This window comes from Nocardioides sp. T5, from assembly GCF_048161455.1.
Lineage (GTDB): Bacteria > Actinomycetota > Actinomycetes > Propionibacteriales > Nocardioidaceae > Nocardioides.
In genome coordinates, this window is sequence record NZ_CP182415.1 from 1741613 (window position 1) to 1755135 (window position 13523).

The window sequence follows — 13523 nt, forward strand, 5'->3', positions numbered from 1 at the left end:
ACCACCGCCCGCGACCGACGCTCCTGCCGCCATCCGTCGCGCTCGACACCATGAAGGTCACCCATGTCCGTGCGACGTCCTGCCCGCCTGCCCGCCCACCGTCCTGCCCGCCGCTCCGCCGGCCCCTCTGCCCGTCTCCTGGCAGTCGCCGCGACCGCCCTGCTGCTCCCCGCCTCCCTGCTCGCCTGGTCGCCGCCCGGCTCCGCCGCGGACCAGGTCGCCACGGACCCCGCAGTCGCGGACGACGCGCCCGCCAGCGTCTCGGTGCGCTCCACCGGTCGCCAGCGGATCCGGCTCGAGGCGCTACCGCAGGTGGTCCAGCCCGGCGGCGCCGTGGCCAGCCCCGCGGCCGCCCGGGCCGCGGTGGTCGCCACGCTCCGGCCGATCCGGCCAGGTCGCCGGGTCCAGCTCCAGGTCCAGGAGGGCGAGACGTGGCGTGCGGTCGCCATGAAGCGGCAGGACCGCCGCGGCCGGGCGCAGTTCGCCGCCGCCGCGTCGGTCGACGGCGAGGCCCTGCGCTACCGGGTCAAGGCGATGGCGGCGGCCTCGATGAGCCCGGTCAAGAGCACGCCGGTCAGCACCGCCCGCTGGCTCCGCGCGACCTGGACCGACGAGTTCGACGGCTCGCAGCTCGGCCCGGTCTGGAACCACCGCGGCCGGGAGTACGCCCACGGCAGCAGGCGCTCGTGCGCCAAGGGTGACCCGAGCGCGACCAGCGTGGGCGGCGGCGCCGTGAGGCTCAGCGTCGTCAAGGACCCGGACGCCACGACCCGGTGCCGCATCGAGGGGCGCGACGCCCGCGCCGGACGGTTCGGCTACCGCCTCAACGGTCACATCGGCACCCAGCACGCCTTCGCCTTCCGCTACGGAGTCGCCGCCGCCCGGGTGAAGTTCCACCGGTTGCGCGGGCAGCACGGCGCGTTCTGGCTGCAGCCGGCCACCGGGATGCACGCCGGAGCGCCCGGCAGCGAGATCGACGTCGTGGAGTACTTCGGCGACCGCCACCCGCAGGGCGGGCTGGCCTCCTTCATGCACCGCTACGAGGGCAAGCGCCGGATCGCCTCGGGCGGCTGGATCAAGAACTCCCGGTCGTTCCTCACCGGTCGGCGAGACGGCTGGTCGAAGAACTACCACGTCTTCTCGGTGGAGTGGACGCCGCGCATGCTGGTCTTCCGCATCGACGGCAAGGAGACCGGGCGCATGCGCGGCAAGATCTCCGACGTCCCGCAGTTCCCGATCCTGAGCCTCATCTCGGCCAACTACGAGATCCCGAAGATCAAGGAGAAGCGGCTGCCGCAGCACATGTACGTCGACTGGGTGCGGGTCTGGGAGACCGGTGGCCAGCCCGCCGGCGGGTGATCAGCCGCGACCGCCCAGGCCCCGGTAGAGATCGATCTCCGCGCGCAGCCGCGGCGGCAGCGGGGCGCCCGCCAGCGCGAGGGCGGCGGCATAGGCCTCGAGGGCGTCGAGCAGCTCCTTGCGGAGCTGCTGCTGCTCGGCGAGCCGCTTGTCGTGCCGCGCGCGTTCGAGGACCCGGCGCGCCGTCAGGACGTCCTGGAGCAGCGACGACAGCCGCTGGTGACGCCCGGGATCGAACTCCGGTCCTACTTCCAGCATGGGGCACCTGACCAGTCCAGCAGGGCTGCGGCGCGGTGCCGCAGCGTCGTGGACGTCCTCCAACCTACCGGCTGGCGCCCGTCGGCGTCGCCACACGAGGGTCTTCCGGCGCCTGCGTGGGGCTCGGAGCAGGGCCGGCCTCGACAGCCGACGCCGTGCGGAGCCGCCGCTGCTGCGTGGACATGAGCGCGGCCGCGAGCACCGTCGCACCGACGGTGACGGCGAAGGCCGCCGTCGCGCCCGACTCGTCGGCGAGACGGCCGGCGACGCTGGAGCCGAGGGCATAGCCGAGGCCGGTCGCGCTGGCGAGCGTCGTCATCGCCGCGCCGACGCGCGCCGGCGGCACCACACGCTCGGCGAGGGAGAACACGGCGATCATGTAGGGCGCCACGGCCACGCCGAGGAAGAGCACGGTCGCGGCGGTGCCGGCCAGGGAGCCGACGACCAGCAGCGGGAGGGAGAGCACGAGGAGCGCCCACGCGGCGACCAGGGCACGGCGTTCGTGGCCCACCCGCTCGGGGACGTACGCCGTCGCCAGGCCGGCGAGCGCGCTGCCGACGCCCAGGGTGGCGTGCACCAGTCCGGCCACGCCCGGCGTACCTGCGTCGGTGGCGAGCACGGTGGCGCCGGTCTGGGTGGCGCCGAACAGCATGCCGATGCAGACCTGCGCGCCGACGAGGACCACGAACGCGGCACCGAGTAGACGGCCCGTCCCGACCGGCCGATCGGCGTCGTGGGCCAGGCGGGCGGAGGGGTCGAGCGCGAAGGCCGAGCCGAAGACGGCGAGCAGCGCCGCGGCCAGCAGCAGGGCGCCGGAGGGGGAGAACGCGGCGACCGAGAGACCCACCAGCGCGGGCCCGATCGCGAACGACGCCTCGTCGGCCGCTCCCTCGTAGGAGAAGGCGGCGTCCACGAGCCGGCGCTGGTGCGGCCCGGTCGCTCGGGTGAGCGGGCGCCACCGCACCCGGGCCAGCGGCCCCACCTGCGGGAGCACGAACCCGGTGGCGGCTGCGGTGAGCACGACGAGCACGTCGGTGGCCCCGCTGCCGACGACCGCGACGAGCGCGGTCAGGCCGGTGGCGCCGAGCAGCGACTGGACGAGGACGACGGGGCGCTGGCCGACGCGGTCGGCGAGCGATCCCGCGACCGGTGCACCCACGGCGTTGGCCACCGCGAGGGCGCCGGCGCTGAGGCCGCCGAGGCCGTAGCTGCCGGTCGCGGTGGAGACGAGCAGGAGGGTGCCGAGCTGGCTCATGGCCAGCGGGAGGCGGCCCACGAACGCCACGAGGACGTAGGTGGGACCGGCGATCGACAGGAGTCGTCGATAGGAGGCGAGGGGCGTCACGAGGGTCCTTCGGGTGCGTCGGTACGACGCGCCGAACCCACCTCCAAGGACGCGTTGAACCCTCTGCGCCGCCCAGTCTAGGAGCGCCGGCGGCGCCGTGCGGAATTGTCGCGGGGTTCCGCCGGCGACGGCCCGGGCCATAGGCTGGTGTCGCAGGCCAGAACGGGCGGAGGGTCATGCACGACAGCGACGCGAGCGGCGACGAGCCGCATGACCGCGTGCTGGCGGAGGTCGGTTTCGACCGCCTGCTCCGCGAGGTCCTGGCGCGTGTCCGGGAGGTGGTCGACGAGAAGTCGAAGCTGCAGCACCTCCTCGACGCGGTGGTCGCCATCACGTCGGAGCTCTCGCTCGACGGGGTGCTCACCCGCATCGTCCGGTCCGCGAGCAGCCTCGTCGGTGCGAGGTACGCCGCGCTGGGCGTCCTGGCCGACGGCCCCGAGCGCCAGCTGCGCACCTTCGTCCACCACGGGATGGACACCGAGGTGGTGGAGCAGATCGGCGACCTGCCGACCGGGCACGGCCTCCTGGGCCTGCTGATCGAGGAGCCGCGGCCGCTCCGGCTCGACGACATCGCCGCCCACCCGGCGTCGTACGGGTTCCCGGAGCACCACCCCGAGATGACGTCGTTCCTCGGCGTGCCCGTGCGGACGCGGGATCGGGTGTTCGGCTACCTCTACCTCACCGAGAAGGGCGGCGGTCAGGACTTCGGCGAGATCGACGAGTCCGTCGCGGTGGCGCTGGCCGCCGCCGCGAGCGTGGCGATCGAGAACGCCAAGCTCTACGAGGAGGCGGAGCGACGCCAGGCCTGGCTCAGCGCCACCGCCGAGGTCATCTCCCTGCTGGCCGAGGAGACCCCCACCGACCGCGCGCTCCAGGCGGTGGCCGACCGGGCCCGGACGGTCTCGGGTGCCGACGTGGCCTGGGTGGTCAGCGGCTCGGACCCCTGCGACCTCCACCTCGAGGTCGTGGCGGGGGCCCCGGCCGACCGCGAGGCGTTGCACGCGCTGCCGATGGAGGAGTCGCTCGCGAGCCTCGTGGTGCGCACCGGCGTCCCCGTCTCGGTGGACGACGTCGCGACCGATCCGCGCGCGGTGGACCCCTCGTCCGTCGACGGCTGGCCCCGGATCGGCCCGGTGATGGTCCTGCCGCTGCGCTCCGGCTCGGGGGTGGAGGGCGTCCTCTCGCTGGCCTGGACGCCCGGTCGGATCGACGCGTTCCGGCGTCTCGACCCGGCCCTGCCCACCAGCTTCGCCGAACAGGCGGCGCTCGCCCTCCAGGTCGCCCGGAGCCGGGAGGACAGGACGCGGATGTCCCTGCTGGAGGACCGCGACCGCATCGGACGGGACCTCCACGACCTCGTCATCCAGCGGCTCTTCGGCGTGGGCCTGGGGCTGCAGAGCACCGTGCAGATGGTGCCGGCCGAGGAGCCGGCGCAGCGCCTGCGCGAGGCCATCGTCGACATCGACGACACGATCAAGGACATCCGGCGCACGATCTTCGCCCTCGGGAAGCTCGAGACCTCGACCGACCTGCAGAGCGAGATCGAGAGACTCGTCGCGCGAGCGGCCGCGACGATGAAGCTGCAGCCCAGGCTGCGCTTCGAGGGACCGGTCCGCACGACCGTGACCGACGCGGTCGCACCCGACCTGCTCGCCGTGGTGAGCGAGGCACTCACCAACGTCAGCCGGCACGCCCGGGCGTCGTCGGTGGAGGTCCGGGTGTCGGTCGCCCACCACACGCTCGAGGTGGTGGTCGCCGACGACGGGTGCGGCATGCCGCGAGACGTCCGGGAGAGCGGGCTGCGCAACCTGCGCGAGCGGGCGGCCGGCCACGGGGGCGAGCTGGTGGTGGAGTCGGGCGCCGGGACCGGCACGACCGTCACCTGGCGCGTCCCGCTCGGGTGACAGGGCCCGGGTCCTAGGTCCCTGACGACTGGACCTACGGGCAGTTCCCCTCCTCGTCGCGCCCCCGCGACGATGTCGGGATGAGCGACGAGGCCGCCGGGGCCGCAGCCGTCGAGGCACCTCGACCGATCAGGGTCTACCTGGTCGATGACCACGAGATCGTCCGCCGGGGGCTAAGGGAGATCCTCTCCCGCGCCGGCGACATCGAGGTCGTCGGCGAGTCGGCCTCGGCCGAGGAGGCCGTGCGGCGGATCCTGGCCCTTCTTCCCGATGTCGCCGTTCTCGACGGACGCCTGCCCGACGGCTCGGGCATCGACGTGTGCCGCCAGGTGCGCTCGGTGGACCCGACCATCAAGGGCCTCGTCCTGACGTCGTACGACGACGACGACGCCCTGTTCGCGGCCATCATGGCGGGAGCGTCGGGCTACCTGCTCAAGCAGGTGCAGGGCACCGACCTCGTCGACGGGATCCGACGCGTGGCGGCCGGCCAGTCCATGCTCGACCCGTCGGTCACCGCCCACGTGCTCGACCGGATCCGGAACGGGCCGCCTGAGGACCCGCGCCTCCGCGAGCTCAGCCCGCAGGAGAAGCGCATCCTCGAGCTGGTGGTCGAGGGCCTGACCAACCGGGAGGTGGCCGAGCACATGGACCTGTCGGAGAAGACGGTGAAGAACTACGTCTCGTCCATGCTCGCCAAGCTGGGCCTGACCAGCCGGACCCAGGCCGCGGTGTTCGCCACCCGGCGCACCGTGTGACGCCCGGTGTGACGTCCCGCCCGGTCGGGGGACGGCGCTGCCCGGGCCGGTGGACCCGGGCAGCACGGCGGCCACCGTCCTGGGTGGAGGTCCCGGACGTGGTGGGTCATTGGTCCGTTGTGCCCTCCACGGAAGTGCAATGAGATGGAGTCACACCGGGGGACCGGGTGCCCCGCTCAACCGGCCCTCTGCAGCCGTACGCCGTGCTGCAGATGGCAAGAGGGCTGGTCGGGGCACCCGGCGGTGTGGGGCCGCTGGACGAGAGAAGGAGGGGACGCATGGAGCGCCAGCAGGAGGTGGTCGCCGGTGACAGGGGCGCTGCGACCGCGCCGGACGTGGAACAGTCCGGCGCCAGCGTGAGCCCCGGCGACCCGATCGCACGCGCCGCCGTGCCCGCGAAGGGGGAGGAGTAGTCATGCCGGGCGTCCACGAGGAGGTGGCCGACATGACGGTGGACACCCGTCTGACCACCAGGGAGCTGAGGGACGCGGCCGATCGCCTCCTCGCCGACCGGTGCGACGTGCCCGCGGGGTCGGTGATGCGGACCTTCTCGCGGGCGGTGCGGACGACACTCCTCGACGGCTTCTCGTCCTCCGAGGTCGTGGCGGAGGCCGAGCGGAGGACCCGGGAGCTGCTCGCCCAGCGTCCGGCTGCGGCCGGGCGCCCCTACCTGCGCATGTGGGCGGGCGTGGGCGTCCTCGCCGTGCCGCAACCGCGCAGGGCGCGGTGACCGCCCGCCACCGACGATGGACGCGCGGGCCTCGACGGCCCTGAGCTCGGCGGAGGCGGCTCGTCGCCTCCGCGCAGTCGGTCCCAACGTCCCACCTGCGCGCGCCCGCCGCAGCACCGCGCTCCGGGTCGCCGACCAGCTGCGCGACCCGATGATCGTGCTGCTGCAGCTCGCCGCGCTCCTCGGCGCCGTGCTGCGCGACTGGCCGAGCACGGCGATCATCCTCGCGGTGGTGGTCTTCAACACGACGGTCGGGGTCCACCAGCAGCACCGGGCCGACCGGGTGATGGACGAGCTCGAGCAGATGGCGGCGCCCACCGCCGTCGTCCGCCGCGACGACGCCCTCGTGACGGTGCCGGCCGGTGAGATCGTCCCGGGTGACCACGTGAGCCTCACGGCCGGCGACCTGGTCCCGGCCGATGCGGTCGTCCTGCAGGCGCACGACCTCGAGGTGGACGAGTCCCCGGTGACGGGGGAGTCGCTCCCGGTCCTCCACGGCCCCGGTGACGAGCTCCCGGCCGGGGGGCGGACCACCCACGGCCGCGCCGTCGTCGAGGTCACCCGCACCGGAGCGAGCAGCAGCCTGGGCCGGATCGCCGCGATGCTGCAGGAGGGCGGTACCCGACAGACGCCGCTCCAGCGCCGGCTGACCGGCCTGAGCCGCGGCCTGGCGGTGCTCGTCGTCACGCTCACGGCGGTCGTGGTCGTGCTCGGGCTGGCCCAGGGGCGCCCGTGGGGCGAGATGCTGCTGGTGGGTCTGAGCCTGACCGTGGCGGCACTGCCCGAGTCGCTGCCGGCCGTGGTGACGATCGCGCTGGCGGTCGGGGCCCACCGCATGGCACGACGCCACGTCATCGTGCGCGCGCTGCCTGCGGTCGAGACCCTGGGCTCGGTGACCGTCGTGGCGACCGACAAGACCGGCACGATCACCGAGGGCCGCATGCGCGGCCAGGCCCTGTGGGTCGCCGGGGTCCGTCTCGACGCCGGCGCCGACGGGATCCGCGCCGCGGACACCTCGCGCGCTCCTCCCGACGACGCGCTCGAGCGGCTGCTGCGAGACGTCGTGCTCTGCAACGACGCCACGTCGGGCGTCGGCGCGGCGGGCACGTCGCGGGTGGCGGGCGACCCGCTCGACCATGCCGTCCTGGAGCTCGCGTCGCTCGCGGGCCTCGACGTCGACGGCACCCGGGTCGCCTGGGCCCGCACGGGTGAGGTGCCCTTCGACCACGCGGCCCGGCGCATGACGACCCACCACCTGAGCCCCGAGGCGGGTCACCTCTCGGTGTGCAAGGGGGCTCCGGAGGCGGTCCTCGCGCTGGTCACCGCGAGCGCGGCGGAGACAGGTGCGGCACGGCCCGCCGTCGAGGAGATGGCCGGCAGCGGGCTCCGCGTCATCGCGGTGGCCGACTCGGCGGACGGCGTCGAGTGGCACCTGGCCGGGCTGGTGGGCATCGGCGACCCTCCCCGGTCCTCGGCGGTCGGGGTGGTCCGCACCCTGCAGCGGGCCGGGATCCGGCTGGTCCTGGTGACGGGTGACCACGCGGGGACCGCCGGTGCCGTGGCGCGGTCCGTGGGCATCGCACAGCCGGGCGACACGCCGGTCGAGGGCGACGCGCTCGCCGAGGTGCCACCGGAGCGCCGGCGCGAGCTGACGGTGGTGGCACGGGTGGTCCCGGAGCAGAAGGTGCACGTCGTGCAGTGGCTGCAGGAGGCGGGGGAGGCCGTCGCGATGCTCGGCGACGGGGTGAACGACGCGCCCGCCCTGCGTCGCGCGGACATCGGTGTCGCAGCCGGCCTGACCGGGACGGGCGTCGCCAAGGAGGCGGCCGACCTGGTGCTCGCCGACGACGAGCTGGCCTCCGTGGTGGCTGCGGTGGAGGAGGGGCGGCGCATCTTCGCCAACATCCGCGCGTTCCTGCTGTACGCCGTGTCGGGCGGCCTCGCCGAGGTGGCGGTGATGGTGGCCGGGAGCCTCGTCGGGCTGGCCGTCCCGCTGCTGCCCGGCCAGATCCTGTGGATCAACCTGCTCACGCACGGGATGGTCGGGGTGGCCTTCGGGTCCGAACCGCTCGATCCTCGGCAGATGGACCAGCCGCCCCGGCCGCCGTCGGAGGCGGTCTTCACCCGGCCCGGCCTCGTCCGGCTCGTCGTCGTGACCGCCGTGCTGGCGATCGTCGCCCTGGCGGCAGGAGCGCTGACGGAGGGCTCGACCGACCTGCGCCGCACCGCGGTCTTCGTCGCGCTCGGAGCCGGCCAGCTCGGGGTCGCCCTGGCGCTTCGCGGGTCGCGACCGGGCACCGGCGTCGCCGAGCGAGGCCTCGAGGTGTCTGTGGCGGGTGCAGCGCTCCTGATGGCCGCGGCGGTGTGGCTGGCGCCGCTCCAGGCGCTCCTCCACACCGAGCCGCTGCCGCTGGACGTCGCCGTCGCCGCGGTGGCGGTCGCCGCTGTTCCCGGAGTCCTGCTCCGGCTCTGGGTGCGCAGCAGCCCGGGGTGAGCAGGTACGGGTGTCAGTCCTGCGGAGCGGTCGTCGGCCCCGCCGGGCCGGTGAAGTGCTCCACGAAGGCGTCCGCCCCGGGGTAGACGAGTGCCTCGTGCCCGGTGTCGGACCACCGGACCACGTAGGGCGGGGTGCCGTCGGGGTGCCGCACCTCGAGGATCTCGGCGTCCCGCACGGGCCCGTGCAGGCTGCGGACGACGAGACGGTCGCCGGTGGATGCGTGCAGGGAACCGTCCCCACCTCGCGCAGTGGTGCTGGTGCTCATTTCTCTACCTCCTGGTCCAGTCACCAACCTTCCGCGGAGCCGGGGCGCGCAGCCAGTGCCGTTCGACCCGGGTGAAAAGGGATGTTGGTCCGGAGCCATTCGACCCGGGGGGCGTTACGGTCGTCGTATGGATGACGGACCGGCTCGGGTCCAGGCGGCGGAGGAGCCCATCAGGGTGTTCCTGCTGGACGACCACGAGCTCGTCCGGCGAGGGGTCCGGACCCTGCTGGAGTCCGAGCCCGGCATCGAGGTGGTTGGCGAGAGCGGAACCGCCGCCGAGGGCGCCGCCCGCATCACCGCCCTGCGCCCCCGGGTGGCCATCGTGGACGGCCGCCTGCCCGACGGCTCGGGCATCGAGGTGTGTCGTCAGGTCCGGTCGGCCGACCCGCGCATCGAGGTGCTCGTCCTGACGTCGTACGACGATGACGATGCGTTGTTCGCCGCCATCATGGCCGGCGCCTCGGGCTACGTCCTGAAGCAGATCAGCGGCGGCGACCTCGTCACGGCCGTGAGACGGGTGGCGGCGGGACAGTCGATGCTGGACCCGGCCGTGACGGACCGGGTGCTGCACCGGCTGCGGCACGGCACCGAGCGGGATCCGCTCACCCAGCACCTGACGCCCAAGGAGGAGCAGGTCCTCGGGCTCGTCGCCAAGGGGATGACGAACCGTCAGATCGCGGAGAACCTGGGCGTGGCCGAGAAGACGGTGAAGAACTACGTCTCGACGCTCCTCGCCAAGCTGGGCGTCGAGAGCCGGACCCAGGCGGCGGTGATGGCGGCTCGTCGTCCGACCACGAGGGACGGACGGCCGGACCGGCCGCACCGGTGAGGGACGGGTCACCCGGCCGTCGACGGTTCCAGGCTGCGCGACCAGCGCCCCCGCCGGGCCGCGCCGTTCATCCGCGCCCGGTGCAGCAGCGCGGCATGCGCTGACGCGCGGTCCTCGGGGTGCGCCGCCCACGCCTCGAGGACAGGGGCCTGCAGGGCCCGGCCGAAGGAGAAGCTGAGCTCCCAGGGTTGTGCACCGGTCCGGTTGAGGGCGTCCAGGCGGGCGGTGGCCTCCACCGGCGTCTGGCCCCCGGAGAGGAACACCAGGCCCGGCACCGAGGCGGGGACGGTGTCGCGCAGCACCCGGACCGTCGCCGCGGCGATCTCGTCGTCGCCCACGTCCTGGCCGGACTCCGTCCCGGGCAGCACCATGTTGGGCTTGATGAGGATTCCGGTCAGGTCGACGCGCTGGCGCACGAGGTGGTCGTGGACGGCGTGCAGCACGGCGCTGGTGACGAGCGAGCACCGTTCGAGGCTGTGGCTGCCGTCCATCAGCACCTCCGGCTCGACGACCGGCACCAGGCCGCACTCCTGGGCCGCGGCGGCGTAGCGGGCGAGAGCGTGCGCGTTGGCCTCGACGCAGCCGGCGGTGGGTCTGCCGTCGCCGATGCGGATGACGGCGCGCCACTTGGCGAAGCGCGCACCCAGGGCGGCGTACTCCGTCAACCGCGCGGAGAGTCCGTCGAGCCCCTGGGTGACGACCTCGGCGGGGAACCGGGGGAGCGGGGTGGTCCCGGCGTCGACCTTGATCCCCGGGATGATCCCCGCCCGCAGCAGGCCCTGGGCGAACGGCCGCCCCGTGCTGCGGCTCTGGCGGATGGTCTCGTCGAAGAGGATGACGCCGCTGACGTGCTCGGACAGCCCGGGCGCGGTCATCAGCACCTCGCGGTAGTCCCGCCGGACCCGCTCGGAGGACGACAGCCCGACGCGCGCCAGCCGCTTCTCCATCGTGGGGTGGCTCTCGTCGGCGGCGAGGATGCCCTTGCCCGGCTCGACCAGGGCCTTCGCGGTTGCCTGCAGCGACATGTCGATCTCCTCGTCGGACTCGGTCCGGTCAGGCCCGCAGCGGGGCGCCGTCGCCGGCGGCCGCCGCGACGCGTTGCTCGGCCGCCAGCACGACGCGCGTGGTGGCGAGCACGCTGTCGGGGTTGAGGCTCATCGAGTCGATGCCGGCCTCGACCAGGAACTCGGCGAACTCCGGGTAGTCCGACGGCGCCTGCCCGCACAGCCCGGAGTGGATCCCGTTGCGGCGGCACCCCTCGACCGCCAGCCGGATCATGGCCATCACGCCCGGGTCGCGCTCGTCGTAGTCGAAGGCGACGAGGTCGCTGTCGCGGTCCACGCCGAGCGTGAGCTGGGTGAGGTCGTTGGAGCCGATCGAGAGGCCGTCGAAGCGACGGGCGAAGTCGTCGACGAGCACGACGTTGTTGGGTATCTCGCACATCGCGAACACCTCGAGACCGTCCCGGCCGCGCACCAGCCCGAGGTCGGCCATGCGCTCCAGCACGAGGTCCGCCTCCGCGAGGCGGCGTACGAAGGGAAGCATGAGCACGACGTTGGTGAGCCCCATGTCCTCGCGGACGCGCCGCATCGCGCGGCACTCCAGGGCGAAGCCCTCCTCGTAGGCGGGGTGGGCGTAGCGGGACGCGCCCCGGAAGCCCAGCATCGGGTTGGCCTCGTGCGGCTCGAAGCCGGACCCGCCGAGCAGGCCGGCGTACTCGTTGGTCTTGAAGTCCGACATCCGTACGACCACGGGGCGGGGGAAGAACGCCGCCGCGATCATGCCGACGCCCTCGGACAGGCGGTCGACGAACCAGGCGGCGCCGTCGCCGGAGCCGCCCACCAGCGCCGCCAGGGCCGCGCGCTCGCCCTCGTCGGCCACCCGGTCGGGGTGCAGCAGGGCGAGCGGGTGCGCCTTGACCACCTCGCTGATGACGAACTCGGTCCTGGCCAGCCCCACCCCGTCGCACGGCAGCATCGACGTGCGCAGGGCCAGCGCGGGGTTCCCCAGGTTGACCATGATGCGGGTACGCGGCCGGGGGAGGTCGGACAGGTCGACGCGGTCGACGTGCACGGTGGCGCGACCGTCGTACACCCGCCCGGTCTCTCCCTCGGCGCAGGAGACGCTGACCTCGGTGCCGTCCACGAGCGTCGTGGTGGCGTCACCGGTTCCCACCACGGCGGGCAGGCCCAGCTCGCGGGCGACGATGGCGGCGTGGCAGGTGCGACCGCCCTGCTCCGTCACGACGGCCGACGCGGAGGCGAGAACCGGCTCCCAGTCGGGGGTCGTGGTCTCGGCGACGAGGACGTCGCCGGCCTCGAAGGCAGCGAGGTCGCGGGAGTCCCGCACCACCCGCACCCGGCCGGTCGCGACGCGCTCGCCGACCGCGCGTCCCGTGACGAGGACCCGTCCGTGCTCCTGGACCACGTGCCGCTCGAGGACGGTCGCCGCCCGCGCCGCGACGGTCACCGGACGTGCCTGCACGACGTACGTGCGGCCGTCGACGCCGTCCTTGGCCCACTCGATGTCCATCGGGCGGCCGTAGTGCTCCTCAATCGCGATGGCGGCCCCCGCCAGGTCGAGCACCTCGGCGTCCCCGAGGCAGTAGCGGGCACGGTCCTCCTCGGGCGTCGCGACGTTCTCGGGACCGGACGCCCCCGTCACCATCCGCACCGCCTTGCCGCCCAGCCGCCGGTGCAGGACGGTGCGGTGACCGGCGCGGTAGGTGGGCTTGTGGACGTGGAACTCGTCGGGGTCCACGGCCCCCTGCACGACGTTCTCGCCCAGGCCCCAGGAGCCGGTGAGCAGGACGACGTCGGGGTGGCCGGTCTCCGTGTCCACGGTGAAGACCACGCCGGAGCTCGCGACGTCGGACCGCACCATCTTCATCACCCCGACCGAGAGACCGACCGACAGGTCGTCGTAGCCGTGCCGGCGCCGGTAGTGCACGGCCCGGGCGGTGAAGAGGCTCGCGAAGCACCGGCTCATCGCGACGTAGAGGTCGTCACGGCCCACGTCGAGGTAGCTGGCGTGCTGCCCGGCGAAGCTGGCCTCGGGCAGGTCCTCGGCCGTCGCGCTGCTCCGGACCGCCAGCCTCAGGTCGGGTCCGTACCGCTCGAGCAGCCGTCCCAGCGCGGGCTCGACCGCCTCCCGGAGGTCGTCCGGGATGCCGGCGTCGAGGACCACCTGGCGCGCCCGCGCGGACCGGGCCTCGAGGTCCGCCACGTCGTCGACGTCGAGCCCGTCGAGTGCCGCCTCGAGGCGCGCCCAGGCGCCGGCCCGGTCGAGGACGTGCCGGTACGCCGCGGCGGTGACGGCGAACCCGCCGGGGACGCGCACGCCTGCGGAGGCCAGGTGCCGGTGCAGCTCACCGAGTGAGGCGTTCTTGCCGCCGACGAGCGGGAGGTCGTCGAGGGTGACGTCGGAGAAGTCGAGGACGAACGGAGAGGAGCCCATGCCATGAGCCTTCGCCCTCCGCGGCCGCGCCGACACGGTCGCGGGTCCCGGCGTTCCGGGACCTTCGGGCCCGGGCGTCGTGGTCGCTCGGCCCTGTGCGCGGTCGCGTGGCGGCGCGACGGTGG

General features: G+C 74.1%; 12 protein-coding genes. 7 read left to right on the plus strand and 5 right to left on the minus strand.

Annotated features, from left to right (window positions below):
- Positions 1-63 precede the first annotated feature (63 nt).
- On the plus strand, positions 64-1359 hold the full coding sequence (locus ACNKF0_RS08530; protein ID WP_416957456.1) for a glycoside hydrolase family 16 protein: 1296 nt from the start codon (positions 64-66) through the stop codon (positions 1357-1359).
- On the opposite strand, the gene ACNKF0_RS08535 is transcribed toward ACNKF0_RS08530, so the two are convergent.
- Complete coding sequence (locus tag ACNKF0_RS08535; RefSeq protein ID WP_299931461.1) at positions 1360-1617, minus strand: hypothetical protein; 258 nt, start codon at positions 1615-1617, stop codon at positions 1360-1362.
- Between the two features lie 64 nt (positions 1618-1681).
- Entirely contained in the window at positions 1682-2962 is a 1281-nt protein-coding gene (locus ACNKF0_RS08540; RefSeq protein ID WP_416957459.1) for an MFS transporter, read from the minus strand.
- A 176-nt stretch (positions 2963-3138) separates the two neighbouring features.
- On the opposite strand from ACNKF0_RS08540, the gene ACNKF0_RS08545 reads away from it, so the two are divergent.
- From ACNKF0_RS08545 to ACNKF0_RS08565, 5 genes are all read left to right on the plus strand, one after another.
- Positions 3139-4866 (plus strand): GAF domain-containing protein, encoded by a 1728-nt coding sequence (locus ACNKF0_RS08545; protein ID WP_416957461.1) that lies wholly within the window; start codon positions 3139-3141, stop codon positions 4864-4866.
- 80 nt (positions 4867-4946) lie between these two features.
- Positions 4947-5621, plus strand: coding sequence for a response regulator (locus ACNKF0_RS08550; protein ID WP_416957463.1), 675 nt, complete (start codon positions 4947-4949; stop codon positions 5619-5621).
- A gap of 278 nt (positions 5622-5899) precedes the next feature.
- Positions 5900-6034 carry a hypothetical protein gene (locus ACNKF0_RS08555; protein WP_416957465.1) on the plus strand — a complete coding sequence of 45 codons (135 nt, stop codon included), beginning with the start codon at positions 5900-5902 and terminating at the stop codon, positions 6032-6034.
- Positions 6035-6036: 2 nt separating this feature from the next.
- Complete coding sequence (locus tag ACNKF0_RS08560) at positions 6037-6351, plus strand: hypothetical protein (protein WP_416957467.1); 315 nt, start codon at positions 6037-6039, stop codon at positions 6349-6351.
- A gap of 16 nt (positions 6352-6367) precedes the next feature.
- A complete protein-coding gene (locus tag ACNKF0_RS08565) occupies positions 6368-8845 on the plus strand; it encodes a cation-translocating P-type ATPase (RefSeq protein ID WP_416957469.1) in 2478 nt (825 codons plus the stop codon).
- A gap of 13 nt (positions 8846-8858) precedes the next feature.
- Here the strand turns inward: ACNKF0_RS08565 and ACNKF0_RS08570 are convergent, their stop codons facing one another.
- Positions 8859-9113: a DUF1918 domain-containing protein gene (locus tag ACNKF0_RS08570; protein WP_299931468.1), complete on the minus strand. Its 255-nt coding sequence runs from the start codon at positions 9111-9113 to the stop codon at positions 8859-8861.
- Positions 9114-9240: 127 nt separating this feature from the next.
- On the opposite strand from ACNKF0_RS08570, the gene ACNKF0_RS08575 reads away from it, so the two are divergent.
- Positions 9241-9942 carry a response regulator gene (locus ACNKF0_RS08575; protein ID WP_416957472.1) on the plus strand — a complete coding sequence of 234 codons (702 nt, stop codon included), beginning with the start codon at positions 9241-9243 and terminating at the stop codon, positions 9940-9942.
- A gap of 8 nt (positions 9943-9950) precedes the next feature.
- Here the strand turns inward: ACNKF0_RS08575 and ACNKF0_RS08580 are convergent, their stop codons facing one another.
- Together ACNKF0_RS08580 and ppsA are read right to left on the minus strand one after the other, a co-directional pair.
- On the minus strand, positions 9951-10967 hold the full coding sequence (locus ACNKF0_RS08580; RefSeq protein ID WP_416957473.1) for a class I fructose-bisphosphate aldolase: 1017 nt from the start codon (positions 10965-10967) through the stop codon (positions 9951-9953).
- Positions 10968-10995: 28 nt separating this feature from the next.
- Positions 10996-13398: a phosphoenolpyruvate synthase gene (gene ppsA / locus ACNKF0_RS08585; RefSeq protein WP_416957475.1), complete on the minus strand. Its 2403-nt coding sequence runs from the start codon at positions 13396-13398 to the stop codon at positions 10996-10998.
- Positions 13399-13523: the final 125 nt, after the last annotated feature.